Raw genomic sequence first — 26,111 nt, 5'->3', positions numbered from 1 at the left:
AAGTGCCTTGCCGCCATCAGAGTGTGAGCCAGTTCAAGTTATCAACACCCAGTCACAGGCAGGAAAGAGATAAATGTTGCCGTAAAATTAACAATAACGTAACAATGCAAGCCATGAGAATGATGCGGCTCAGCAACACCTCTCTCATCCCTTTTTGCCTGTATGGCTGCTGCGAAGAACCAGGGTAGGATTCTACCCTGGTATTTTTTATTTACAGGTCAGCAGCTTGGCTGCATTGCCGTATTCCAGCTCACCCAGCCTGAACAGGCAGAACTCCCCGGGCACCATCTTTACCCAGCTCTCGTTGCCGGTGAGCGGGCGGGTGGCTATCAGCGTCACCACGTCATTCGGAGTGGTCTCGCTCTGGAAGTCGATGGCCACGTCTTCATCCAGCAGACGGGCCTCGCCAAAGGGCGCCCTGCGGGTCAACCAGTAGAGGTTGTTGCTGCAATAGGTCATCACGAACTCCCCATCCGACAGCAACATGTTGAATACCCCGAGCCCACGCAGCTCGTCGCACAGGGTCGCGAGATAGCGGAACATGGCGGGGAAGTTCGCCGGACGCTTGGGGTATTTCTGTTCCAGCCTGTCGAGCAGCCAGCAGAACGCGTGCTCGCTGTCAGTGTCCCCCACAGGACGGTGGCGCCCGGTCGGCAGCCTCTTGTAGCCGGTCAGCTGGCCGTTGTGGGCAAAGGTCCAGTAGCGTCCCCACAGCTCGCGGGTGAAGGGATGGGTGTTTTCCAGCGACACGCATCCCCGGTTGGCCTGCCGGATATGGCTGACCACGGCGCGGCTCTTGATGGGCAACGCCTGCACCAGCTTGGCGATGGGTGACTGGGCACTGGGTTCGGGATCCTTGAAGGTGCGAAAGCCTCGCCCCTCGTAGAAGGTGATTCCCCAGCCATCCTTGTGGGGGCCCGTCTTGCCGCCCCGCAGCATCAGCCCGGTAAAGCTGAAGCAGATGTCGGTCGGCACATTGGCGCTCATGCCGAGCAGTTCGCACATGTCCAGTCCACTCCCTGAATTAATTGATCATCTTTGCGTCAATCAGTGAACTCAAGCTGGATGCGAGGCGCCAGGATCGGTCATTGGCCCCCCGGCTGCCCCACCCGCCCTCTCTGATTACTTGGCCATCTCTTTTTCGACCAGCTGGATCAGGATGTGAATGACCTTGATGTGCACTTCCTGGATGCGGTCGGCATAGCCGAAGTGCGGCACCCGGATCTCGACATCGGCCAGGCCTGCCATCTTGCCACCGTCCTTGCCGGTCAGGGCGATGACCTTCATGCCTTTGGCGCGGGCAGCCTCGATGGCTTTGAGGATATTGCCGGAATTGCCGCTGGTGGAGATGCCGAGCAGCACGTCGCCACGACGGCCGACCGCTTCCACGTAGCGGGAGAAGACATAGTCATAGCCAAAGTCGTTGGAGACGCAGGAGAGGTGGCTGGGATCGGAGATGGCGATGCCGGCATAGCCAGGGCGGTTCTCGCGATAGCGGCCGGTCAGCTCTTCGGCAAAGTGCATGGCGTCGCAGTGGGAACCGCCGTTACCGCAGGAGAGCACCTTGCCCTCTTCCTTGAAAGAGTCAGCCAGCAGTTTGGCGGCCGCCTCTATGTTCTTCAGATTTTGCTCATCGGCCAGAAAGGCCTGGAGCACGCCGGCAGCTTCGGTCAGTTCATTGCGGATAAGTTCTTGGTACATGGCGTCTGATGTCTCTTTGTATCGTCCAACATAGGGTTCTGCATTGTCGCACAAGCCAATCCAGTCGTCGCCCCCCTGCCCGCCAAGATGCGGCCTGCAGTACGTTAGGGCGATCACGGTGCCAAGGTAACGAGCTTGTAAACATCTTGATAATTTTGTGCGTATGAATTACAACAGGGACCACATCCAACAGGTCAGACCTCTGGATCAGTTAACCCACGTTTTCCCCAACTTCGGCAACTCATGCAAGGAGCGAAAAATGACGACGACCCTCACTCTGTTCGGGGTGATCCTGGTGATCGGCGCCATGGCTTACCGCCGGGCGTCACTGTTCACCGCCACGCTTGCCACGGCCGCCGCCCTGGCCGCCGGCGCCCTCTACGGCCATGTGCCCCTGCTGGTGTGGGTGCTGTTCGCGGTGATCGCCATCCCGCTCAATCTGGTGGAGTTTCGTCGCAACCAGCTGACCAAACCCCTGTTCAAGATCTACAAGTCCATCATGCCGGAGATGTCCCGCACCGAGAAGGAAGCCATCGAGGCGGGCACCACCTGGTGGGAAGCGGATCTGTTTGCCGGCAATCCGAACTGGAAGAAACTGCACGCCATTCCGGTGAGCACCCTCTCCGCCGAAGAGCAAGCCTTCATGGATGGCCCGGTTGAAGACGTGTGCCGCATGGTCAACGACTGGGAAGTGACCCACGAGCGGGCCGATCTCTCTCCCGAGGTGTGGCAGTACCTGAAGGACCACAAGTTCTTCGCCATGATCATCAAGAAGAAGTACGGCGGCCTGGAGTTCTCCGCCTACGCCCAGTCCTGCGTGCTGCAAAAACTGTGCGGCGCCAGCGCCGTGCTCGCCTCCACCGTCGGCGTGCCCAACTCCTTAGGGCCGGGCGAACTGCTGCAGCACTACGGCACTGACGAGCAGAAAGACCACTACCTGCCCCGTCTGGCAGTCGGCAAGGAGATCCCCTGCTTCGCCCTGACCAGCCCGGAAGCGGGTTCGGATGCCGGCTCCATTCCCGACTTCGGCGTAGTCTGCAAGGGTGAATGGGAAGGGGAAGAGGTGCTCGGCATGCGCCTGACCTGGAACAAGCGTTACATCACCTTGGCCCCTATCGCGACTGTGCTGGGTCTCGCCTTCAAGCTGCGCGACCCGGATCACCTGCTGGGTGAGGAAGAGGAGCTCGGCATCACCTGTGCCCTGATCCCCACCGACATCAAGGGCGTCGAGATAGGCCGCCGTCACTTCCCCCTCAACGTACCGTTCCAGAACGGACCGACCCAGGGCAAGGATGTGTTCGTTCCGCTCGACTTCATCATCGGCGGCCCGGCCATGGCCGGCCAGGGCTGGCGCATGCTGGTGGAATGCCTCTCGGTCGGTCGCGGCATCACCCTGCCCTCCAACAGCACAGGGGGCGTCAAGATGCTGGCCCTGGCGAGCGGTGCCTACAGCCGCATCCGCCGCCAGTTCAAGCTGCCCATCGGCAAGATGGAAGGCATCGAAGAGCCGCTGGCACGTCTCGGTGGCAACGCCTACATCATGGGCGCCGCCGCCAAGCTGACGGTGACCGGCATCGATCTCGGCGAGAAGCCGTCCGTCATCTCCGCCATCGTCAAGTACCACCTCACCGACCGTGCCCAGAAGTGCATCATAGACGCCATGGACATCCACGGCGGCAAGGCCATCTGCATGGGCCCAAACAACTATCTGGCCCGCGGCTATCAGGGTGCCCCCATCGCGGTCACGGTTGAAGGGGCCAACATCCTGACCCGCAGCATGATCATCTACGGTCAGGGCGCCATCCGCTGCCACCCTTATGTGCTGCCGGAGATGCTGGCCGCCAACCATCCCGACAAGGAGCAGGCGCTGAAGGATTTCGACAAGGCGGTGTTCAGCCACGTCGGCTTTGCCATCAGCAACCTGGTGCGCAGCTTCTGGCTGGGCATCACCGGCGCCCGCTTCGCCTCAGCCCCCTACAGGGATCAGACCAAGGGCTACTATCAACAGCTCTCGCGCCTCAGCGCCAACCTGGCCTTCCTGTCCGATATGGCGATGGGCACCCTGGGTGGCGAGCTCAAGCGCAAGGAGCGGGTTTCCGCCCGCCTCGGCGACGTGCTGAGCCAGCTCTATCTGGCTTCCAGCGCCCTCAAGCGTTATCAGGACGAGGGGCGCCAGCAGGCCGACCTGCCGCTGCTGCACTGGGCACTGCAAGACGCCATGTTCAAGGCACAGGAAGCCATCGACGAGTTGCTGCGCAACTTCCCGAACCGCTGGATTGGCCTGGCCCTGCGCGTCATCGTATTGCCGCTGGGTCGCGACATGAAGCGTCCCTCCGACAAGCTGGACAGCCAGGTTGCCCGTCTGCTGCAGACCCCGAGCGCCACCCGCGACCGTCTGGCCGAAGGGCAGTACCTCACCCGCGAGGAGGGCAACCCCTTCGGGTTGCTGGAACAGGCCCTCGATGACGTGCTGACCGCCGAGCCGCTGTTTGACAAGGTGTGCAAGGCAGAGGGCCGCAAGCGTCCCTTCACTCAGCTCGACAAGGTGGCAGACGCCGGCCTAGCCCTTGGCGTCATCAACCAGACCGAGGCCGACCTGCTGCACCGTGCCGAAGAGAGCCGCCTGCGCACCATCAACGTCGATGACTTCGACCCCATCGACCTGGTGGCCAACAAGGCGCTGTTTGAAGCGTCGGCCTATCACAGGGCAGCCTGATGCCATGAATGCCAAAACGCCTCCCTCCCGGAGGCGTTTTTCATGGTGCGATCAGCCCGATAGAGACTGGAGAAAGAAGATAAACCGATGGGATCATATTTTGGATATCTATCCGTTTCCTATCTTGAATGAAGCGGTTAAGGTAGGCACAGGATCACACACAGGATTGCGTAATGGATGATCAAATCCTGATTATTGACGATGACGATCTTCCCCAAACAGCAGAGCGACCCGCCGGCTGGAAGGTGATGATAGTGGACGACGAACCCGAAGTGCACCGCATCACCAAGATCACCCTGAACAAGTTCGAGTTCGACGGCAAGCCCATCGATTTTCTGCACGCCTATTCCGCCACCGAAGCCAAGGCGCTGCTCGCCACCACCCCGGATGTTGCCCTGCTGCTGCTCGATGTCGTCATGGAAGCCGATCACGCCGGTCTGGAAGTGGTCAAGTTCGTGCGTGATGAACTGCAAAACAAGATGGTGCGCATCGTGCTGCGAACCGGCCAACCCGGTCAGGCGCCGGAAGATGACGTCGTCACCAACTACGACATCAACGACTACAAGGACAAGACGGAGCTCACCTCCCAGAAGCTACGCACCCTGCTGCGCGCCAGCCTGCGATCCTACCGGGACATTCGCACCCTGGAGAGCAATCGCCAGGGGCTGGAGAAGGTCATCGAAGCCTCCAAGGGGATCTTCGAGCAACGCGCCCTGCGCCAATTCGTCGAAGGGGCGCAGACCCAGCTCAGCGCCCTGCTCAATCTGGAAGAGTCCCAGATCTACGACGTGAAGCATCTGGCCTACGAGGTACGGGATCAGGTGCTGGAACCGCTGCTCAGCGAGGGCCCGGCCCTGCGTCTCAGTGAGGCGCCAGCCATACTGCGCTGCGCCATGGACAAGGGTGCCAACGTCTACGACGGCAACCAGATGGTGCTCTATTGCCAGAACCCCCGTCACCACCTGCTGTTCCACATCGAGACCACTCGCCCCCTCAGCCAGATGGACACCGGCCTGCTCAGCCTGTTCACCGAGAACATCATAGTGGCGCTGGAGAACATCCGGCTCAACGAGGTCATCGGCGACAATCAGCGCGAGATCATCTACCGCATCGGCGAGCTGGTGGAGAGCCGCTCCAAGGAGTCCGGCTTGCACGTCAAGCGGGTGGCGCTCTACACCGAGCTGTTCTGCCAGTTGCTGGGCATGAACGAAGACAGGTGCGAGCTCATCAAGCGCGCCTCTCCCCTGCACGACATTGGCAAGGTGGGGATCCCGGATGCCATCCTGCACAAACCGGGCAAGCTCACCCCCGAGGAGTGGGAGATCATGAAGACCCACGCCCAGCTGGGGCAGGACATGCTCTCCGGCAGCGATCTCGCGCTGTTCCAGATAGGCGCCACCATCGCTGGGAACCACCACGAGAAGTGGAACGGCACCGGCTACCCCCGCGGACTAAAGGGGGAGGACATACCGCTGGAAGGACGGATCGTCGCGCTGGCGGACGTGTTCGATGCCCTGGGCTCGGATCGCTGCTACAAGCAGGCCTGGCCGCTGGACCAGGTGCTGGCGCTGATCAGAGCAGAGAAGGGAGAGCACTTCGATCCCCTGCTGGTGGATCTGATGCTGGCCAACCTCGAGAAGTTCCTCGAGATCCGCGAGCAGTACAAGGACGTCTATATCGGCGCCCACTGAGACAGGGGGTACAGCAAGCTGCCACCCCGCCATCATGAAGAAGCCGCCCTTCGGGCGGCTTCTTTGCATGGAGCGCTGGCTACTGCTCCGGCAGATTGAGATCCAGTTTGGGAGCCGGGGGGACGACCTCGCTCTGCGCCTTCTGCGCCGCCATCACCTTGTGCAGGGTGCGACGCTTTTGCAGCAGGATGAAGCCACCCGCCCCCAGCAGGAGCAGCAGCAGGCCACCACCACCCAGGGCCCAGGGCAACCAGACCGGGCTCTCCCGCTCCTCAAACTTGGCCTGAGTCGGTGCCGCTGCCGAGATGGGAGATGCCGCTGAAGGGGTGGGCGCCGGTGGCGGCATGATGGTGAATGACTTGACCGGCAGCTGCAGTTGCACCTCGCGGCCGAGCCGGGTGGTGCCAAACAGGGTCGCCTCCACCTTGTACTGGCCTGCCGCCTTGAGGGCAGAGAGATCGACGCCAAGGCGGGGCTCGGTTGCCACTGCATTGAAGGCCATGCTGATCCCTGCGCTGTCGATGGCCTTGCCCTGGATCACCACTGAGGCCGGATCCAGCTCGTCGGCATCGATGAGCAAGGAGAGCCTGGCCCCGGTGTCACCGGAAGGGGCATCCAGGGTATAGCTCAGCGGCCAGGGGAAGAGCAGCACCTGCTGGGACTGGGCACGGGAGAACACCTGATTGCCAGTGCTGTAGAGGGCGCGATACTTGCCTGCCGGCACGTCCAGCACCGCCTCGGCGGTCAGGACGCCATCCCCGGGCACCTCGTCGAGCCCCTTGCCATCATCCAGATAGTGTCCGAGGGTCTCCTCAGCTATGGGCTCCCCGCTCTGGGCCGTATCGTTGAACTGTTGCAGCTTCACCGTCATGCCGAGATCGGAGAGGTAGTAGCCCGCCCCCGGCGCAGCCCCGTCGATCAGCAGCCGGGACTGCAGCTTGACCCGCTCCCCCTGATAGAGACGGGTCGGCAGCGGCTCGCTCTCAAGCCGGATGTCGCTGAGCAGGCGCACCCGGTTGTCGGGGTCCACCTCGCCGATGGCCTGCCAGGGGCCCGGCATGGGGTTGCGTACAGTGATGAGATCCTGATCCTTGAGGGCCAGCCAACCCACCTCCGGCGGTGTGACCTTGCCCACATAGAGCTTGCTGCCATCCGGCCGCACCAGGATCACCGACGGCGTGCCCGGCTTGCGTTTGATGATGAAGGTGATCTCCTTCACGCCGTAATCGATGCGAAAGCGGTTGTCGAGCAGCGGAATGTCGGAGGGGGCAAACACCTCGTTGGCCATGCCGGAGAGGGAGGTCAGCAGCAGCAGCCCCCCCCAGAGCGAACTCATTGCCGCCACAGGCAGGCTCCCCCTTTCTTCTGCACCAGATCCAGCCTGGCCTCATGGACGGCAACCACCTCGTCGCTGGCGCGCACCACCTTGAGGGGTGCCCGGTTGCTCTCCAACCGGCGGATCCCGGTATCCTGGTTGCTGTCATTCTCGCTGCTCTCGCTGGCCAGATTGAGCTTGGTCTGACCACCCGTCATCAGCAGGTAGACGTCCGCCAGGATCTCCGCATCGAGCAAGGCCCCGTGCAGGGTACGGTGGGAGTTGTCGATGCCGTAGCGATCGCACAGCACATCCAGGTTGTTGCGCTTGCCGGGGAAGAGATCCCGCGCCATCGCCAGGGTATCCGTGATGCCGCAGATGTCCGCCGTCTTGAAGTCGAGGCCGAGCTTGCCGAACTCATAGTCCATGAAGCTCACGTCAAAGGGAGCGTTGTGGGCGATGATCTCGGCACCGCGGATGAAGGCGATGAAGTCGTCGGCTATCTGGCTGAAGGAGGGCTTGTCCGCCAGGAAGGCATCGGTGATGCCGTGCACGGCGATAGCCTCGGGGTCCACCAGCCGATCCGGCTTGATGTAGACATGAAAATGGTTGCCGGTCAGTTTGCGGTTGATCACCTCCACACAGCCGATCTCGATGATGCGGTGCCCGAGGTAGACGGGGCCGCCTGCCGTGTTCATGCCTGTGGTTTCAGTATCCAGAATGATCTGGCGATTCAGTTGGGGTGTGCTCATGATCGAATCCATGTCAAACTTCGGTTTTATTCGCTAGTTTACCCCAAGACCCATGCTAAAAAAGATTGATTTGTATACGGATGGTTCCTGCCTCGGCAATCCTGGCCCCGGTGGTTATGGCGCCGTCATGGTTTATGGCAAACACCGCAAGGAGTTGGCTGGGGGCTATCGGCTGACCACCAACAACCGGATGGAGCTGATGGCCGCCATCATGGGACTGCGCACCCTGAACGAACCCTGCCAGGTACGCCTGACCACAGACAGCCAGTATGTGCGCCAGGGAATCACCCAGTGGATCATCGGCTGGAAGAAGAAAGGCTGGATGACATCCAACCGCCAACCGGTCAAGAACGTCGATCTCTGGCAGGCGCTGGATGCGGAAGTGGCGCGCCACCAGATCGAATGGCTCTGGGTCAAGGGCCACTCCGGCCACCCGGAGAACGAACGTTGTGACGTACTCGCCCGGGATGCCGCCAGCGGCAAACAGCTCGCCGAAGACACGGGCTACCAGCCCTGAGATGCCGAAGCATCTCTATAAATGAAGGGAACAGCCAGCGGTCTGTCGTGGCATCCTCGTTACCAACCCTGGCGCGCCATACCAGGCGCCGCCATCGACTCCGGCAGGCGCCAGCGACGGCGCACCGGGGTGACGGGGAAACGCCGCTTGCGGGCGGCTATCACATAGACAGAGGCAAAGGGTCTGCAGTAATCCCGCCCCAGACTCTCCCGCCACCAGCCAATCTTGCTCTGCTTCCCCATGAAGGAGAAACCGAAGCGCTCGTCAAACATCACCTCGCACCCCAGCAGTTGCAACCAGTCGGTCACCCGGGCCGGGGTGAACATGCGCGCCGACCAGGGCAGGTGTTGTCGCATGAAGGGCAGGTAATGACCCAGGCCGACCAGGCTGGTGGGGTTGTAACCACTGACGATGAGCCAGCCGTCATCGGTCAGCACCCGCTCAGCCTCGCGCAGCACCTGGTGAGGATCCGGTGAAAAGTCGAGGCAGTGGGCGAGCAGGCAGGCATCCACGCTGCCGGTACGGATCGGCAAGGCAAGGGGATCCCCCTTGATATCCAGCAGGCGCCCGCCGGGGGCGACACCTAGCTGGTGGCGAATGGTGGAGCTGCCGCAGGAGAGCTCGGCGCTCAGGGCGCCAATTTTCAGCAGATGGTAGCCAAACAGATGAGGACACCAGTTGTCGAGCCGCTCCTGGAGCTCGGCCGCTACCCAGTCCCCCATGGGCAGTGCCGACCAGCTGGTCGGGATCGCGATCTGTTGTTCGGTACGTGCCAGCTGCATAATGGGACCAATCCGGGGTGCGAATGCCATCTTGTTATATAAGATCCCTTCCACAAAGAGAACACAAAGAGAAGCCGACCCATGTATACCGTCATCACAGTTCCCGCCTTCAGCGACAACTACATCTGGTTGATCCGACACGAAAATCACTGCCTGGTCGTGGATCCTGGCGAGGCGGCCCCCGTGCTGGAGCGCCTCGAGACGCTCGGGCTTGAGCTCGATGCCATTCTTCTGACCCACCATCATCGCGACCATGTGGGCGGCGTCACGGATCTGCTTCATCACTTCCCCCATGCCCGCCTCTATGGCCCCAAACATGACCCCATGCCGGATCATCACGGCCAGTGGCTCGATGACGGGGATCAGATCAACTGGCACGGCCTGAGTCTGGATGTCCTCCACATCCCCGGCCATACCCTGGGCCACATCGCCTATCACGGCAATGGCATGCTGTTTTGTGGCGACACCCTCTTCAGTGCCGGCTGTGGCCGCCTGTTCGAAGGCAGCCCCGCCCAGATGTATGGATCCCTGCAGCGGCTCGCGGCCCTGCCCGATGACACCCTCCTCTATTGCGCCCATGAATACACCCTCTCCAACCTGCGTTTCGCCCATACGGTCGAGCCGGACAACCTGGCGATCCAGCGCCGGATCGGGGTGATCAGCAAGCTGCGTCAGCAGGGCCTGCCGAGTCTCCCCTCACGCCTGGGAGATGAGCGGCATTTCAATGTTTTTCTGCGCTGCAATGAGGACTCAGTGAAATTTTCTGCTGAGAAATACGCCCTTAAATGCTTGGAAAATCCAGAGGATACCTTCACCGTGCTGAGGGGCTGGAAGGACGTTTTTTGAACAAACCTTGATCAGGGGGCCATTGCCCCTTATGATGCGAGCTGTTTTTCCATAGATGACCTGAGCGAGATGAAGCTACGAACGGCCTTATTGGCGGCGCTGTTTCTCAGCGGCTGTCAAAACCTGAGCCATCAGGATGACCGGGCGATAACGGCAATCGAGCCGATCAAATCCCCCCAAGTCAGCAAGAAAACGTACAAGAAACACTCTTCCAGAATGCTGTTCGGCGACGAACAGTTAGAAGAGATGGATGACACCGATAACCTGTGGGTGCGTATCAGCGATGATATGCAGCTGGACTCGCACGAAAATGCCCGAGTCCGCCAGCAGCGTGATTGGTTACTTCGTAATGATAAGCATATGGCGACCATTGCCAGCCGGGCTGAGCCCTACCTGTATCTGATGGTAGAGGAAATCGAACGGCGTGAGCTGCCAATGGAGCTTATTACCATCCCCATGATCGAGAGCATGTTCGATCCCAATGCCCGCTCCCGCAGCAATGCGGTCGGTCTTTGGCAGTTCGTTCCGGCTACCGGCAAGAACTTCGGCCTGCGCCACGACAACTGGTATGACGGCCGCCGCGATGTATTGGCCTCCACCAATGCCGCACTGGACTATCTGGAGTACCTGAACCGTTTCTTCGACGGCGACTGGCTGCTGACGCTGGCCGCTTACAATGCCGGTGAAGGTCGGGTACGCAATGCCATCATCCGCAATCAGAAGGCCGGTCGGCCGACCGATTACTGGTCGCTGGACCTGCCCCGTGAAACCCGGATGTATGTGCCCAAGATTCTGGCCATGGCTGACATGATCCGCAATGCGGACAAGTACAATGTTACCCTGCCGGTGCTGGCCAACAAGCCGCAACTGCGGACCATCAACACAGGTGGCCAGATCGACCTGAACGTGGCGGCGCAGCTGGCCGGTGTCTCCGCTTCCCAGCTCAAGGCCCTCAATCCGGCACTCAAGCGTGGCATGACCTCGCCGCGAGGCCCCTACAACCTGTTGGTACCCGTCGAGTACGCCGACACCCTGGAGCTGGCCCTGGCCGATCTGCCCCAGCGTGAACGTACCCGTGGCGTACGCTCCTATCAGGTCACCAGCGGCGATACCCTCTCCCGCATCGCCCAGAACCACGGGGTGAGCGTGCAGCAACTCAAGCTGGCGAACAACCTGCGCGGCACCAATCTGCGCCGTGGCCAGAGCCTGATCATTCCCAACGGGGGACATGCGAGCCAGGCCGTTCAGAGCAAGCCACAACAGCTGGCGAGTGGCAACAAGATCCAGTATCAGGTGCGCTCCGGTGACAATCTGTGGAGCATCAGTCAGGCCCACGGGGTGACCCACGCCGATCTGGCCAAGTGGAACGGCTTGAGCACCAAGTCGGCCCTGAAACCAGGCATGAAGCTGGTGGTCTGGCCCAAGCAGGGCAAGGGCAGCAACAAGTCCATGGTCTATCAGGTGCGCCGCGGGGATTCTCTCTCCTCCATCGCCGCCCGCTTCCAGGTCGCCGTCAACGACGTGATGCGCTGGAACCAGCTCGGCAAGAGCGACTACCTCAAGCCGGGGCAGGAGCTGACCCTGTTCGTGAAGAACAACAGCTGATTGCTTATCACCATACAAAAAAATACCCCGCGAGTGCGGGGTATTTTTTTATCTACCATCTATCACCCCTCAGGGGGTGATGGCCTGGGCCGCGAACCGCGCCATGATGGGATTATGGTCCGAGGCATCGGTGGCCGGTGAGCTCACTTCCACCAGGTCCAGGTTGCGGTAGTAGAGGTGATCCAGCGGACGGCCGAAGGCGGTTCGACGCAAGTCGGGCACGGGAATGGCTTCCTGCAGGCCGAGCTCGCCGACCAGCTTGTTCAGCCAGAACTCGCGCTTGTCGCTCCAGGTGTTGAAGTCTCCCCCCAGGATGACAGGGCCCTGATGGCGATGGATCAAGGCGGTCAGATCGTTGAGCTGTTCGCGGAAGGTGGCCATCCCTAACTCGAAATTGACCGCATGCAGGTTGACCACCAGCACACCGTCAGGATCCCCCTGCAAGGGGTAGAGACTCACCAGACCGGACTTGGGGATGCGCAGCAGCGGCTCGGGGGAGCGCACACCACAGACGAAGGCCTGCGGTGTCTTGGCCACCGTCATGACACCGAAGGAGACGCCTCCCTGGGTGAACGCCTGCAGCTGTTGCCACTGAAAATCACCCGCACGCAGCCAGTGCAGCATCTCGGGCCGGGTCGCCGACTCCTGCAGCAGCACCAGATCCTGAGACTTGGCATATTCATTCAGCCCTTCACGCCAGTTCTTGCGCTGACCCTTGTAGAGATTCCAGACGGTGATGCCGAACTCGCGGGGCAAGGCGGTGGAAGCCAGCGCCACCAGAGGCGGCTTCTGACAATCGACGCCGGGCACTATGCCCGCCGCCGTAACCAGGTGATCCTGATCCGGCACCTCGAAACAACCAACCAGCCCCAGCGTCAGCAGGGACGTCCCCAGAATCCGATAACTATTTTTCATTGGCTAACAATCACCTGCCTCTGCAACGTACCATGAGCCTCACAGAGGTCATAGACGCCGACTAGTCTCATTATTCGTGTCCGGCCCGACTCATCCATGAGGGATCCCGCAATGGCGAGACAGCACCAGTACCGTGTGACATTTTATGATCAACAAGGAACTTGTCATCAAGTGGAGCTTTCCACCATCTATCAGATCAGACGGGATCCCCAGTGCGATCTCTGTCTGTTCGACACGGATCAGTGCGTCGGCTCGGAAGAGATGCTGGAACGCATGATACGGCAAAAAACCGGGCTTGAGCAGGAAATATCCATCATCAACGCCCGGCTCATCTGAGCAGATTCAGACCGGAACGGGGCGTGATTTACCCTGATCGTCGATGGCCACGTAGGTAAAGACCCCTTCCGTCACACAGTAACGCTGGGCCTCGTTCTCCCGCAGCACCGGCTTGACCCAGACCTCCAACTTGAGGCGCATGGAGCTGCGCCCCACCTTCAGGCAGCGACCGTAGCAGCACACCACGTCGCCCACCTTGACCGGGCTGTGGAAGGTCATGCCCTCCACCGAGACGGTACAGATGCGTCCTTTTGCCAGCTCCTTGGCCATGATGCCCCCACCTATATCCATCTGGGACATGATCCAGCCCCCGAAGATATCGCCATTGGGGTTGGTATCGGCTGGCATCGCCAGGGTTCTCAGCAACAGCTCCCCATCGGGATGACGCTTTGTCTCTTCCATCATTACTGCTCTCTCTATCATGGATGGCGGCATGATAGGGGGCGATCCCGCCCTTGGCAAACCTCAATTGCCCGGCGGGCCCGCACCGCACAAGGCTCGCGGGCCCAGCTATCGGCAAAGAAGACCAGGTTGAAGCCCATCCTGACTCACCCTTGCAAGGACGCCTGCGCGGCAAACCAGTGGGCCGGATCCGGCCAGCGATAGACAAAACCCAGTCGCTGGCAGATGCGTTGTCCCTCGATGGGGGAAAAATCCCCCGCCGGCTCGATGAACTGAGGGGGCGCCAGCCCGAGCAGACGGCTCGCGAAGGGATAGAGCTGCTCCCGGCGCGGGTGGACCGGGGCGCTCAGGTTATAGGCGTCCCCATCCTGCCCCACCGCCAGCATCAGCTGGCAGGCCGCCACCACATCGTCCAGATGCACCAGGTTCACCGCCTGCCCTCCTCCTGCCAGCGTCTTGCCCACGAGGAAGCGCCCGGGGTGCCTGTCCGGGCCGTAGAGGCCGGCCGGACGCAGCACCATGGCACACGCAAAGCCGCCCTCCTGGACAGCCAGTTCTGCCGCCCGCATCCGCTCTCCCCTGGCGCTGGCCGGACTCGGGGTCTCATCCTCCCCCTGCCCTGGCGCCCACACCGAGGTCGCGCTGATAAAGAGCACCTTGCCAGCACCTGCCGCCCTGGCCAGCTGACACAGCCGTGCCACCGACGCCGGGTAATCCTCGGTCTTGCTGGGGGGCACGCAGATCACCAGATCGCGGCAGCGAAACGGCAGCGGGCCCGCCATGTCCGGGGCCAGCAGCAGCGGCCAGGCCGCGATGCCCCCGTCACGCAACCGGGTCGCCTTCTCGAGGGAGCTGACTGTCACGGCGACGGACTGGCCCTGCGCCTGCAATGCCCGGGCCAACGGCAACCCCAGCCAGCCTGCACCCACTATTCCCGTCTGATACTCATGTTCGGTCGTCATCGGCAAAATCTCGGCAAAAAAAAACGGCCATCCTATGATGACCGTCGAAAGTAACGAAGGAAATAGCCGGATGAACCGGTTACCTCCCACAGCGGGAAAATCGGGAGCGCACGCTCCTAATTCGTGGGGCCTATGCTAGTGACTGCGCGGTTATAAAGCTTTGAAGCTGATCACAGTTGAAAAGGATTTCTGAAAGCGCTTTCAATGTTTGGCGAGAAAATTGGCCCACTTGGGGCCAATCCATCGCTCAGGCCACAGACTCCCGGCGTACCAGTTCCGCTTCAAACTTGAGCGCCAGACCCTCCACCGGCTTGTGATCCAGCAGGCGCAAGGCCAGCTCTGCGGCCCGCTCTCCCATCTCCTCGATGGGGTAGCGCACCGTGGTGAGCTTGGGATAGATGTAACGGGCATAGGGGATGTCGTCGAAGCCGACCACCGAGACCTGTTGCGGTATCTTGTAGCCCCGCTCCAGCAGGCAGGAGATGGCACCCGCCACCATGGCATCATTGAAGCCCAGCACGGCAGTGAAGGGAACGCCGCGCTCCAGCAGCTCGCTCATGGCCACATAGCCCCCCTTCTCGTCGGCAAAGGCGCGACCGATGAGGGCGGGATCCAGCTCGATGCCGGCCCGTTGCAGGGCGACGCGATAGCCGGCCATCCGTTGCTGGCCATCGACGAACTCCTCGTCATCCGAGGTGATGAAGGCGATCCGGCTGTGTCCCGCATCCAGCAGGTGCTGGCAGGCCGTGGTGATGCCCGCCTGGTTGTCGAGCCAGACGCAGCGCTCCTCGCAGCCCGGCACCTGGCGATTGATGAAGACGATGGGGGTGGACCCCGACGCCAGCTCGCTCAGCTCCTCGTCCGGCAGCGCCTTGCTGTGCAGGATCAGGGCGTCACACTGGCGTTGCAGCAGCGCCTGGATGGCGTGACGCTCCCGGGCCGCGTCGTGGTTGCCGGAGACCACTATGGTGAACTTGTTCGCCTTGTCGACCATGCTCTCGATGCCACGCATCATCTGGGCGAAGAAGGGGCCACCACAGAGATCCCCAACCAGGACACCGATGCAGTTGGAACGCTTGCTTACCAGGGCCTGGGCGAAGCTGTTTGGACGAAAGCTCAGCTCCTTCATGGCCGCGAGCACGGCCTCGCGCTTCTCGGGTGCAACCTGCGCCGTGTTGTTGATGACTCGCGACACCGTCGAAATGGACACATTCGCCAGCTGAGATACGTCTTTGATAGTTGCCACTCTCAATTCCTTTGTTGGGGAAGCCTGTCTGTGTTGATCGGGCATTATATCGAACCAGTCAGACCAAGACGCGGCGCCCGATCACCTGACAGGTTTCCTTTTGTAACAAAGCTTAAGGGATAATAACCATTCTGAGGCAAGAATGGGAGGCAGTCGCTGACACGACTGCCCCCGCGCTCAATAGGCGTGATTGAGCTCGCGTTCCGACATGAAACGCAGGGGTTGCTGCAGCTTGTGCTGGTAGATGAGATCGAAGGAGAGCACGTTCTGGACGTAGTTGCGTGTCTCCCGATAGGGGATGCTCTCCACCCAGACATCCATCGGTTTGTTCGTGCTCTGTTCCCGCCAGCGTTTGACCCTGCCGGGGCCCGCATTGTAGGCCGCCGCCGCCAGGATCCGGTTGCCGTCATACACGTCCAGCAGCCGCTTGAGATAGGCGCTGCCGAGGCGAATGTTCATGGCCGGGTCGAACAGCTGCTGCTCGTTGCGATAGGGTACTCCCAGCTTGCTGGCGGTCTCTCTCGCGGTGGCTGGCATCAGCTGCATCAGGCCACGCGCCCCGACCGGCGACTGCGCCAGCGGATAGAGGGCGCTCTCCTGACGAGAGATGGCATAGAGCAGGCTGGTGTTCATGGTGCGCTCCTGCGCCATCTGGGAGAAGGTACGCTTGAGGGGCAAGGGGAAACGCAAGTCCAGCGCATCCCAGGCCTCGGCCCGGATGCTGGAGAGGATCGCCAGCTCGTGCCAGCCCTGGTTGAGGGCGATATGACCGAACTCCAGGCGCTGGGCCACGGGGTTGCGATCCATGTTGTGGATCCACTCGGAACGCGCCGCCGCGATCTCGTTCATCGCCAGCAGCTCGCGCACCCGCACCAGGAAAGGCCAGCGGCTGCTGGCGGTGCGCCAGTCCGGCACCTTGTGCCCCACGCTCTGGTTCTTGATGCGATAGGGCACACCGGTGCGCTGCGCCGCCATGAAGCCATAGAAGCCGCGCAGATTGGCGGTCTCGAGATAAAGCTCCCGCGCCGGTTTTTGCCGCCCCTGCACCTCCAGGGAGCGTGCCAGCCAGTAGCGCCAGCGATCCTCCTTCTGCAGTGCCATGGGCATCCGCTTGACCCAGCCTTCGAGGCCGCGCCAATCCTGCTCCCAGATGGCGAGGCGTGCCCGCAGCTCCACCAGCTCGGCATCCTTCATCCGCACCAGGGTCGCGTCCAGCCAGCTGCGCTGGGCGGTGGATCTGTCCAGCAGCAGGCGGCGGGCGGCGGCCCGCTCCACCCGAGCAACCTCGCCCTGGTTCAGGCCGAAGCGGCGTTTCATCTCCCCCAGCTGGCGCAGGGCGGGCTCGGGTTGCTCGTTGGCATAGCGGGCCAGGCCCAGGGAGAGCAACTGCCTCGACTGCGGCGCCGTCGTGAAATAAACCGGGTTCATCACCCTGGCCGGTTGCTCAAACAGGGCAATCATCTGATCCCCATAGGATTTCAGACTCCCCCCCAGCTGGGCGCCGAGGTGGCGGATGAGATTGGGGTTCTGCGCCTCGAAAGCCAGGTTCATCCGCTGCCAGATCTTCTCCTGGGTGCGCAGGCCTGCCTGCTGCCAGAGCTGGAACAGGGGATCGCAGGCATCGGGCCTGGACTGGCCGCTCAGCCAGAGCTTGCCCGCTTCCTGCAGGGCCTCGCTCTTGTGGCCGGTGTAGTAGCGGGCCTGGTAGTGCATGCAGAGCAGATCGGTGGAGTTCGGCTTGGCCGGGTAGAAGCGCAGGAATTGGGACCACTGCTGGCTCTGGGCCAGGTAGGTGAGGTAAGCGCGCTCCAGACGGTTGGACTGGGGGGTATCCCCGTGCTGGCGGATGAAACGGGTCACGTCGTTGTAATCTGCCGCCCCGGGCCGGAACGCCAGCTGGTAGTAATCCAGATAGGGCAGCAGCGGATAGTGGTTGAGACGGGCGCGGATCTGCTGGAAGCGCTCCTGATCGTTGGCACGCACGGCGTCATAGCCCTCACGATAGAGGGACTGCTCCATGGTTTGCGCAAAGACGGGTGCCACAAGCCCTGGCACGCACAGCGCCGAAAAGATGATTCCCTGCACGGCTTTCACGAAAGGCATTCTCCCTTAAGAAGAGGCATAACCACCGCCCGTTGGCGGTGGTGAGATACCTTCATTCTACCCGTTAAATATGGGCGCTACGCCACACTATTTTTGTCGGCAGGAGCGGCGCGATCATGGCGGGTCAGGCGGCTGATGTAGCGCTCCAGATAGGGCACGGGCAGCGGCTTGGAGGCAAGATAGCCCTGGAAGAAATGGCAGCCCTGCGCCTGCAGGAATTCCAGCTGCTGGCGGGACTCGACCCCCTCGGCCGTCACGTTGAATCCCATGTGGCGGGCCATGGCGATCACCGCCTCGACGATGGCCATGTTGTCACCATCCTTGGGGATGTCCTGGATGAAGGATCGGTCGATCTTGAGTTCATCGGCGGGCAGCCGTTTGAGGTAGCTCAGGGAGGAGTAGCCCGCACCGAAATCATCGATGGCGAAGCTGATGCCAAGGGTCTTGAGCTCGGCCATCTTGCTGATGGTGTCCTCCGCATGGCCGAGCACCACGGACTCGGTGATCTCCAGGTTCAGACAGGAGGGGTCCATGCCGGTGGCGGCCAGCACATCGTGAATGCGATCGACGAAATCGTGGGCATGGAACTGCTTGGCACTGACGTTGACCGACAGCTGGGGCACGTGGATCCCGTTCTCCTCCCAGGAGACATATTGGGTACAGGCCTCATGCAACACCCAATTGCCGATGTCGACGATGAGATCCGTCTCCTCTGCGATGGGGATGAACTCCGCAGGAGAGACCAGGGCCCGCCCCGGCGGCTGCCAGCGGATAAGCGCCTCCACCCCGATGATGTCACCCCCTTCGACCATGTGCTGGGGTTGATAGTGGAGGGTCAGCTCCTGATTGTTGAGGGCACTGCGCAGTTCGTTGTGAATGAGCAGGCGCCGATCAGCCTGCAACTGCATGGAAGCATCGAAGAAACGCCGCGTCTTGCGGCCCGCCGACTTGGCCTGATACATGGCGGTGTCGGCCTGCTTGAGCAGGTCCCCGGCTTCCTGCTCCCGGCCAGGGAACAGGGTGATACCGACGCTGGCTCCGATGTGCAGCACCTGGCCGCCGTGACTGTAAGGGGCGGCAATCTCCCCGATGAGCCGCTCCGCGATGAGGTCGGCCTGCATCTCGGCCTGGGGCGGGCTGATGGAGAGGCCGGGCAGCAGCAACACGAACTCGTCACCACCGAGTCGGGCCAGACAATCCCCCTGTCGCACCAACCGCTTGAGGCGGCTCGCCACCTCCTTGAGCAACCAGTCGCCAGTGGCATGACCCAGGGAGTCGTTGATGGTCTTGAAGTGATCGAGATCGATGAACAGCAGGGCACCGATCAGGTGCTCGCGGCTCGCCTCCGCAAACGCCTGGGCCAGGGTCTCATGGAGCTGACGGCGATTGGGCAAACCGGTCAGCTCGTCGTAATAGGCGAGATCCTGGATGCGGCGCTCCGCCGCCTTACGCTCGGAGATGTCTTCGAAGAAGATGACATAGTGGCTGATGCCCCCCTTGTCATCCTGGACCGGCGTGACGATTTCCCACTGGGGATAGACATGGCCGTCGGCGTGCAGACGCAGGGTCTCCCCCTGCCAGCGATCCAGGGCGTTCAGCTCATAGCCTAGCCCCCCGAGACCGGACCAGAGGTCGTTGCCAAGGTGCAGGCCTATCACTCCCTGGCTGTCGAAGCCGGTGATCTGGCTGAAGGCGTAATTGACCCGCAGGATCTTGAAGTCGGGATCCGTGATGATGATGCCTTCATGGGTTTCGAACGCCACCGCAGAAAGCCGCATCAGAGCGTCGCTCTGCAGGCGCTCCAGCTCGGCCACCATGCGCACCGAGAAGATGGTCAGCACGGATCCCAGATCGGCGGTCTGGGTCTGGTTCGGGAACAGCAGGGCGAGATGGCCCAGGATCTGGCCACTGCGATCCAGCAGTGGCTGGGCGTAGTAGTGCTGGCCCGGGGGCAGGCAGGTGCAGCCGATAAGAGGTTCACTCACGGGGGTCGCACTGGTGACGCCCTGCCTGTAGAGCTGCTGGCAGGGCATGTCAGCCAGGGCATACTCCTTGAAGTCGATGCCGTGGCTCGCCAGCACCCTGAGCCGGTCAAGGCCCACTCGTTCCGTCAGCCAGACCGCGTTGGCCCCCAGAATATGGGCCAGCTCGTTGACCAAGGTATGACAGAAATCGAGGCCAGTCCTCGCGGAGAGCGCCTGCGCCAGCTGAGCCAGCAAGGGCGCCTGCAGCAGAGGAAGTGGCGGAGTGATGCCGGCTGACGGCTCGGCGCGGCTCACGGCATTGTGGGACATCTCCAGCGGTGCCAGCCAGCCGCAGCAGAGCTGCTGGGCCGGCACATACTGGCCGTACCAGAGCACATGATGCACAGTGCCAGCCTCATCGCAGAGGTGGCCGATGAACTGACCGGGTTGGCCCGAATGGTGGAGTCTTGCGAGAAAATCGGCGAAACCGGCTACATCTTCTTTTGCCAGTTGGCGGGCCCAGGGATGAGCCCCTTCCTCCTGCCAGGGCTGGCAAGAGAGATGATCAGACAGGCTCCACTGCTCATGCTGCCGATCATAAAACCACATCATCTGGGTGGCTTGTTGCTTCATTTACGACTCCAACACTACAACCACGTTATCCACCCCGACACATGCAGAAAAGCATGTCCGTTTGTGCGCATATCACCACCGGCGCATGGCAATCCTTTTGCGATGCGATAAACGATGTGGGTAGAGAAAATGCGAGACTGAGCGGTGAAAACCAGACATCGGGTCGACACAAGGCGCTGCCAAGGGAGGGACAGAAACGATCCTATTCGCGCATACTGCCTGCCCGTTTCGTTGAGCTCAAGCGGTTTTTGGCATGAAACGGGAAAAGCTCACAATTTAGGGATTGCCGGATCACCAAGGGGATGTTTTGTGACGCATGTCACATTTTCATCCAACCACATGGGTAATCTGAGGGTGAAGACACAAGCAAGACGACCCGAAGGGGGCCAAGTATGAAAATCGAAATGACCAGTAAAATCATCGACATTACCCCAGCCATCCGCGAGCGCATTGAATCCCGTTTTGAAAAGCTCGAGCGTCTTCAGGTGCCTCTTATCACACCCCATGTGATCATCTCCAAAGAGCGTTTGATGTATATCGTCGAGGCCACCGCCGGCATTCCCAACGGCAAGTTGTTTGCGCAGGCAGAGCACGAGGATCTGTATGCCGCCATCACTGATCTGGGCCAGAAGCTGGAGCGCCAGCTCAATCGCCACATCGAAAAACCCCTCGCTCGCCGCGCGGCGGTCGTAGGCAAGGATGTTCCCGAGGTGGACGAAGCCGACGCCTGATCCAGACTGTTATCTCTTCATTAATGCAAAAAGGCGGGTCATCCCGCCTTTTTGCATCTTGTTCCTGTGCCTCTGGCATCAAGCCAGCCAACGCAAGCGCGCATCCACTCCGCGCGTCAGATCATCCAGCAACGGCAGCATGAGCAAGGGATCCTCGTCTCTTGGCTGGGAAGCCAGCTTGCCTTGCCAGCGTTCCCGCCCAAGCGCCGAGAGATTGTCATACACCGCGGGATCCAGCGCCGGTGTCCGGTTGACCAGCGGAGGGGATCGCAGCGCCAGCCAGAGCCGCACATCGGCCATGCAACCCCCCTGCTGCAGACGCTCGTTGAGCGCACCGGCGTCTGACTCCTGCAGATCTCCCTGCAAGGCGGCCTGGGGCATCAGGCCGAAATGGGTACGCCATGCCTGCTCTTGCTGCGGCGCTGCCGGCGCGCCCCCAAACCAGGGTTGCTCCTCGACCGCGTCGGTCAGTAGCGCCAGGTGCAGCCGGAAGTCGGCCCTGTCTCCCTGGCGGAGATCCTGGTTGAGCCGCTGGCCCAACTGGGCTTCATCGACGAGCAATCGATCACGAATCGCACTGGGCAGCATGAGATAAATCTTGGAAATGAAGGTTTCATTGCTTATCGGCCGTGAACCCAATCCTTTAAGCATTAAAAATCCCTGCCAAGGGGTTCACAAGCGCGACAGATCTGTTAGTATGCGCCTCGCACTTGGGGAGGGGTTCCCGAGCGGCCAAAGGGATCAGACTGTAAATCTGACGGCTCTGCCTTCGAAGGTTCGAATCCTTCTCCCTCCACCATTCAAGTGCAACAATCAGGTCATACCCCGTGGAGGGGTTCCCGAGCGGCCAAAGGGATCAGACTGTAAATCTGACGGCTCTGCCTTCGAAGGTTCGAATCCTTCTCCCTCCACCACTCTTCTGAAGACCCGGCCTCGCGCCGGGTTTTTGCTTTTCCGGGCCATCTCAATCCCGCCCTGCCAGACAGCACCATGAAAAACGGGAGGCCTTGGCCTCCCGTTGTCGTGCTCATGCCTTCACAGGGTGAAGCGATAGAAGATGTCTACCGCCTGGGCCACCCCGCTCATGGCCTGCAGATAGAGCCTGGGCATCAGCTCGTAGCGCAGCTTGAACTCGGCGATGGGGCTGAACACCCCGACGCCGTACTGGAACTGCAAGCCGGGCAACAGGTAGGCAGACAGGGTCACCTGGGTATCGTCACCGCTCCCTGCGGTGTCGAGTGCCACATCGCTCATGCCAAGGGACTCCCCGATACTGGAGACCACGCCACTCGCCTGGCTCACCGCCCCTGCCACCAGCAGGCCGTTGAAGCCGCCATCCTCGCCACTGGTCTGCAGCCCCTTGCCGCGCAGCAGGTAGGAGAGCTGCTCGGACTGCGCCATCTGCGGCTCGGAATAGACGGTGATCTTCGGCTTGGCCGCCGGCCCCGTCACCCGGACCCCAACGGTCACATTATCCTCTATGGTATCGGGATCCCGGTAGGCCTCGATGTTGAGATAGGGCTGATCGATGGGGCCGGAGAAGAGGATCCGCCCCTCCTTGATGATGAGGTTCTGACCATAAGCCTTGAAGCGCCCATCCTTGAGCTCCAGCTGACCATTGCCCGCCAGCGGCTTGGAGGGATCCTGGCGAATGCCGAGCGCTCCCGTCACCTTGGTCTTGAGCCCCATGGCCTCCAGCCGGACATCGTCACCGAGGCGGATGGCGAGCTTGATCTCCATCGGCAGGGGCGCCGTCTTGGGCACCGGCGGCAGATCGTCATAGATGACGGTCACGTCATCTGAGACCGCCACCGCACTCTCCGGCAGTGTTTTGACCAGGATGCGCGACCAGGGGATGTCCACCTGACCACTGACCCTGGTCTCCTCTCCCAGGGAGATGGCGATGTCCGGCGTCACCCTGACCCGGCCCATGCCCGGGTATTGGGCTTCCAGATCCTTGCCCTTGATGGTGAGGCTGCCGGTCACCGGCAGCCTGGCCCAGCTCAGCCAGCCCCCCAGCGTGAGCGGCCCCTTGCCCACCAGCATGGAGCCGTCGAGTTCGGCCCGGTTGCCGTCTATCTTGAGGCGGGTCACCAGCCTGGAGAGGGTCACCATGTCGGAATGGGTCTGCACCTCCCCCTCCAGCAGGTTCAGCTCACCGTACAGCAGGGGGGCGGCCAGGGTGCCATCAAAGCGGGCATCGGCCGAGATGATCCCCTGCAGGGAGCGCACCTCGGGGATGAGGGGAGCAAAGGTCGTCAGCTTGAGATCGTCAAACTTGAGCTGACCCGACAATTGGCCACGGCCAGCAGGTTCGCGGATCAGCAGGTCGGTGTCGATATTGCCGATCTGTCTGGAGGCGAAATCGACCCGGATGGCGGCCTGCTGGCGCTCGAAGTCCAACCCCAGCTCCAGACGTTGATACTCGGTCTTGAGCTCGTCGGCCACGAAAGTGCCCGGCGTGGTGCGCACTGTGGCGTGCAGGGTCGGCTGATTGCCGCGCCAGCTGGCGCGCCCGTCCGCCGACAGTACCGCCAGCCAGCGGAAGTTGTCCGGCAACCAGGGACGCAGCCGCTTGAGGTCGAACTCGTTCAGGGCAAACTCCAGGCTCCCCTGGGCGGCCGAGATTTGGCTGCCCTTGACACAGAGGCTGGCCTTCTGGGAGCCCAGGCAGAGATCCCCCATGGTCAGCTGCTGCCTGGCCAAGTCCAGATCCAGGGACCAGGGGGCGGACAGGGTCCAGCGCTTGAGGGGGGTCTTCAGCTTGAGCTCGGAGAGGGCGCCACGCCAGCGATCCCCGCGCAGGCTGCCATTCAGGCTCAGATCCGCCGCCACCGGATCCCCCTTCATGGTCAAGGTGAGTCCGTGACGGTCGAGATCGCCACTCAGGTTCAGGGCTATCTGGGAGAGCGTGGTCGTCCCCTGCACCAGGCTGGCCACCGTCAGGGCCAGCTCGCCGGCCGGTTTGTCCCCCACCAGAGCATTGCCCTTGATGGCCGTCTTCTTGAACACGGTTCTCGCATAGGCGAGGCGGCTCGAGGCCAGATCCACATTCACCCTCGGTGCCTGCTGGTTGCCGGTGACACGCACCTGTCCCTTGAGATCACCGCCGAGACCGGGGTAGATGCCGCCGAGCTTGGGGGCATCTACCTGGGCATCCAGCTTCCAGGCCTGGGCGGTGAGCGACCCCTTGGCCTGCAACTGGTTGGGGCCGCTTTGCAGCGCCAGGGCAGGGATGGTCCACTCCATCTTGTCGTTGCCGCTGAGAGATCCCTTGAGCGCCAGGGGATGCTGGTTGAGCTTGCCGTCGACCTTGAGCTCCGGCAGCGCCAGCTGCCAGTGGCCCGCCTCATCCAGCTCGAAGCGGCTGGCTATCTTGCCCGCCAGCGTCCCCTTGATCTCGGGCACCAGCTCGGCCGGGTTGATCCCCTTGAACTCGGTGGTGCCCTGCCACTGGACGCCCTTGCGCCATGCGAGCTTGCCATCGAGCTTGAGCTCCCCCTTCAGGGCATTGAGCAGCAGTTCGACCCGGCTCAGCTGGCCGAGATCCCCCTTGCCCAAGAGTGCCACCTTGAAGGGGGGCACGTCCGTCCCCTTGCCGGCGGTCTTGAGCGCAAACTGATAGCCCGAGAGCGTGCCCTTGGCGCTCAGGGTGCCCTTGTCCAGCCGGTAGCTGGGCTCATCCTTGACGGGCTTGTGAAGGGGCCATGCAAGGCTCTTCCAGTCCAGTGCCAGATCGAAGGGCAAGTCGGGATCCAGCGTCGCCAGCGTCCCCTTGAGATTGGCGGTGACCGGTCCCTTGGCCTTGAGCGCCAACCCCAGCTTGCCCACGGAGCCCTCCAGGATCAGATTCGCCTGCTCCCCCTTGAGCTGGTTCTCCAGCAATCCCTTGCGGGCCTTGGCATCCAGGGTCAGGGCGAGGGGATAATCCGAGGTCAGGGTGACATGGCCCTTGAGCACCAGATCCGCCATGGCGTGGCGCAAGGAGAGCTCGCGCACGTCGATACGATCATCCTGAGCACGAGCCGACAGTTGCAGGGTGTCGAGTCCCTCGACCAGCTCCCCTTGCTGATAGCGAACCCGGGTCGCCGCGAGCCCTTCCAGCTGGATGGGGAATGGCAGGCGGATCTCGGGCAGCAGGATGGGCTCGGGCTTGCTCGCGGCCTTCTCCTTGCCGCTCTTGTCAGCCAGGCTCTCCTCGGACGGCTTGCCCGCCGTCAGAGAGGAGTCCTTCTCCTGCTTGTTCGGTTTGTCCTGCTTGTCAGCGGCAGCCTTGTTCTGCACCGGCTTGGCGGGTTTCTTCCCTTTGTCGGCAGGCGTTTTGCTGGCGGCAGCCTCCTTGGGGGCCTCTGCCAGCACTATGTCGAGATCATCGAGCACGGGCCCGCGCACGATGAGCCCCTTGCGATCCAGGGTGGCGCCTATCTCCAGATCCTTGAGGGTCACCCCAACACCAGGCACGGCCAGGTCCAAATCCGTCACCTTGAGGCTGTCCACCTGGATGCGCAGTGGCAACGGGCGCCAGACGAAGGGCTCGGTGGGTTCTTCCGGCACAGGCTCAGACTCGGCGACCTTCACCACCGGGCGGGTGACCGTCAGGGACTTGATCCAGAGCTTGCCCTGCAGCAGCTTGCCGAGATCCCAGTCCAGCACGGCCCGCTCCACCGTGACGTCCACCAGCTCGTCCTGCCAGCCGACCCCTTCCAGGGTCCAGCCATAGCCGAGTTGCCCCGCCACCAGCTCCCCCTTGAGGGAAGGCAGCGCCCCTTTGGCCTGCTGCCACAGCCACTTGTTGCCCTGATGGGTGAAGCCCAGCAGGCTGACACCGATGAGCAGCAGGAAGACGAGCCCCATGAGCCACAAGAAAATACGCTTTACCCAGATCACAGCGCAG

At 61.9% G+C, this 26,111-nt stretch carries 20 protein-coding genes and 2 tRNA genes; 9 read left to right on the top strand and 13 right to left on the bottom strand.

Going from position 1 to position 26,111, the window contains the following annotated elements; translation table 11 throughout:
- Positions 1–207: 207 nt before the first annotated feature.
- The gene (locus BN1127_RS17245; protein ID WP_042650256.1) at positions 208–1,005 is read right to left on the bottom strand and encodes a class II glutamine amidotransferase; all 798 of its coding nucleotides are present in this window, start codon (positions 1,003–1,005) and stop codon (positions 208–210) included.
- Positions 1,006–1,122: 117 nt separating this feature from the next.
- The gene (gene lpcA, locus BN1127_RS17240) at positions 1,123–1,701 is read right to left on the bottom strand and encodes a D-sedoheptulose 7-phosphate isomerase (RefSeq protein ID WP_005325554.1); all 579 of its coding nucleotides are present in this window, start codon (positions 1,699–1,701) and stop codon (positions 1,123–1,125) included.
- 259 nt (positions 1,702–1,960) lie between these two features.
- Here lpcA and fadE point away from each other — a divergent pair, with 259 nt between their 5' ends.
- The gene (gene fadE / locus BN1127_RS17235) at positions 1,961–4,417 is read left to right on the top strand and encodes an acyl-CoA dehydrogenase FadE (RefSeq protein ID WP_042650255.1); all 2,457 of its coding nucleotides are present in this window, start codon (positions 1,961–1,963) and stop codon (positions 4,415–4,417) included.
- 173 nt (positions 4,418–4,590) lie between these two features.
- Positions 4,591–6,108, top strand: a complete 1,518-nt coding sequence (locus BN1127_RS17230) for an HD domain-containing phosphohydrolase (RefSeq protein WP_042650254.1) — start codon at positions 4,591–4,593, stop codon at positions 6,106–6,108.
- Positions 6,109–6,187: 79 nt separating this feature from the next.
- Here the strand turns inward: BN1127_RS17230 and BN1127_RS17225 are convergent, their stop codons facing one another.
- Complete coding sequence (locus tag BN1127_RS17225) at positions 6,188–7,444, bottom strand: TIGR03503 family protein (protein WP_042650253.1); 1,257 nt, start codon at positions 7,442–7,444, stop codon at positions 6,188–6,190.
- Entirely contained in the window at positions 7,441–8,175 is a 735-nt protein-coding gene (dnaQ, locus tag BN1127_RS17220) for a DNA polymerase III subunit epsilon (protein ID WP_042650252.1), read from the bottom strand. The genes BN1127_RS17225 and dnaQ overlap by 4 nt, the downstream gene beginning before the upstream one ends.
- Before the next feature lie 52 nt (positions 8,176–8,227).
- Here dnaQ and rnhA point away from each other — a divergent pair, with 52 nt between their 5' ends.
- Entirely contained in the window at positions 8,228–8,692 is a 465-nt protein-coding gene (gene rnhA, locus BN1127_RS17215; RefSeq protein ID WP_025326391.1) for a ribonuclease HI, read from the top strand.
- A gap of 59 nt (positions 8,693–8,751) precedes the next feature.
- Here rnhA and BN1127_RS17210 read toward each other — a convergent pair whose 3' ends face one another.
- Entirely contained in the window at positions 8,752–9,474 is a 723-nt protein-coding gene (locus tag BN1127_RS17210) for a class I SAM-dependent methyltransferase (RefSeq protein ID WP_042650251.1), read from the bottom strand.
- 81 nt (positions 9,475–9,555) lie between these two features.
- Between BN1127_RS17210 and gloB the strand changes: the two genes are divergently transcribed.
- Both gloB and BN1127_RS17200 read left to right on the top strand, forming a co-directional pair.
- Positions 9,556–10,320, top strand: coding sequence for a hydroxyacylglutathione hydrolase (gene gloB / locus BN1127_RS17205; protein WP_042650250.1), 765 nt, complete (start codon positions 9,556–9,558; stop codon positions 10,318–10,320).
- A 69-nt stretch (positions 10,321–10,389) separates the two neighbouring features.
- Positions 10,390–11,925: a LysM peptidoglycan-binding domain-containing protein gene (locus BN1127_RS17200; RefSeq protein ID WP_042650249.1), complete on the top strand. Its 1,536-nt coding sequence runs from the start codon at positions 10,390–10,392 to the stop codon at positions 11,923–11,925.
- Between the two features lie 69 nt (positions 11,926–11,994).
- On the opposite strand, the gene BN1127_RS17195 is transcribed toward BN1127_RS17200, so the two are convergent.
- The gene (locus BN1127_RS17195) at positions 11,995–12,840 is read right to left on the bottom strand and encodes an endonuclease/exonuclease/phosphatase family protein (RefSeq protein ID WP_005325583.1); all 846 of its coding nucleotides are present in this window, start codon (positions 12,838–12,840) and stop codon (positions 11,995–11,997) included.
- A 111-nt stretch (positions 12,841–12,951) separates the two neighbouring features.
- On the opposite strand from BN1127_RS17195, the gene BN1127_RS17190 reads away from it, so the two are divergent.
- On the top strand, positions 12,952–13,176 hold the full coding sequence (locus BN1127_RS17190; RefSeq protein ID WP_042650248.1) for a hypothetical protein: 225 nt from the start codon (positions 12,952–12,954) through the stop codon (positions 13,174–13,176).
- A gap of 6 nt (positions 13,177–13,182) precedes the next feature.
- Here the strand turns inward: BN1127_RS17190 and yciA are convergent, their stop codons facing one another.
- The 5 genes from yciA to BN1127_RS17165 all read right to left on the bottom strand — a co-directional run bounded on the left by yciA (position 13,183) and on the right by BN1127_RS17165 (position 20,486).
- On the bottom strand, positions 13,183–13,581 hold the full coding sequence (gene yciA / locus BN1127_RS17185) for an acyl-CoA thioester hydrolase YciA (RefSeq protein ID WP_005325590.1): 399 nt from the start codon (positions 13,579–13,581) through the stop codon (positions 13,183–13,185).
- Between the two features lie 143 nt (positions 13,582–13,724).
- Complete coding sequence (locus tag BN1127_RS17180) at positions 13,725–14,540, bottom strand: NAD-dependent epimerase/dehydratase family protein (RefSeq protein WP_042650247.1); 816 nt, start codon at positions 14,538–14,540, stop codon at positions 13,725–13,727.
- Positions 14,541–14,787: 247 nt separating this feature from the next.
- Entirely contained in the window at positions 14,788–15,786 is a 999-nt protein-coding gene (locus BN1127_RS17175; protein ID WP_041206143.1) for a LacI family DNA-binding transcriptional regulator, read from the bottom strand.
- Between the two features lie 177 nt (positions 15,787–15,963).
- The gene (locus BN1127_RS17170) at positions 15,964–17,880 is read right to left on the bottom strand and encodes a transglycosylase SLT domain-containing protein (protein WP_042650269.1); all 1,917 of its coding nucleotides are present in this window, start codon (positions 17,878–17,880) and stop codon (positions 15,964–15,966) included.
- Positions 17,881–17,966: 86 nt separating this feature from the next.
- A complete protein-coding gene (locus BN1127_RS17165) occupies positions 17,967–20,486 on the bottom strand; it encodes a putative bifunctional diguanylate cyclase/phosphodiesterase (RefSeq protein WP_042650246.1) in 2,520 nt (839 codons plus the stop codon).
- A 392-nt stretch (positions 20,487–20,878) separates the two neighbouring features.
- Between BN1127_RS17165 and hpf the strand changes: the two genes are divergently transcribed.
- On the top strand, positions 20,879–21,217 hold the full coding sequence (gene hpf / locus BN1127_RS17160) for a ribosome hibernation-promoting factor, HPF/YfiA family (RefSeq protein ID WP_005325604.1): 339 nt from the start codon (positions 20,879–20,881) through the stop codon (positions 21,215–21,217).
- A gap of 78 nt (positions 21,218–21,295) precedes the next feature.
- Here the strand turns inward: hpf and BN1127_RS17155 are convergent, their stop codons facing one another.
- Positions 21,296–21,805: a VC2046/SO_2500 family protein gene (locus tag BN1127_RS17155; RefSeq protein WP_042650245.1), complete on the bottom strand. Its 510-nt coding sequence runs from the start codon at positions 21,803–21,805 to the stop codon at positions 21,296–21,298.
- Positions 21,806–21,931: 126 nt separating this feature from the next.
- Between BN1127_RS17155 and BN1127_RS17150 the strand changes: the two genes are divergently transcribed.
- Together BN1127_RS17150 and BN1127_RS17145 are read left to right on the top strand one after the other, a co-directional pair.
- Positions 21,932–22,016: transfer RNA gene (locus BN1127_RS17150), tRNA-Tyr, on the top strand.
- 30 nt (positions 22,017–22,046) lie between these two features.
- Positions 22,047–22,131: transfer RNA gene (locus tag BN1127_RS17145), tRNA-Tyr, on the top strand.
- A gap of 121 nt (positions 22,132–22,252) precedes the next feature.
- Here the strand turns inward: BN1127_RS17145 and tamB are convergent.
- Entirely contained in the window at positions 22,253–26,104 is a 3,852-nt protein-coding gene (tamB, locus tag BN1127_RS17140) for an autotransporter assembly complex protein TamB (protein WP_042650244.1), read from the bottom strand.
- Between the last annotated feature and the right edge of the window lie 7 nt (positions 26,105–26,111).

It is taken from the genome of Aeromonas media (genome assembly GCF_000819985.1).
Taxonomy (GTDB): domain Bacteria; phylum Pseudomonadota; class Gammaproteobacteria; order Enterobacterales; family Aeromonadaceae; genus Aeromonas; species Aeromonas media.
The sequence above is the reverse complement of the archived record's forward strand: the minus strand, read 5'-3'. Positions and strand labels throughout refer to the sequence as shown.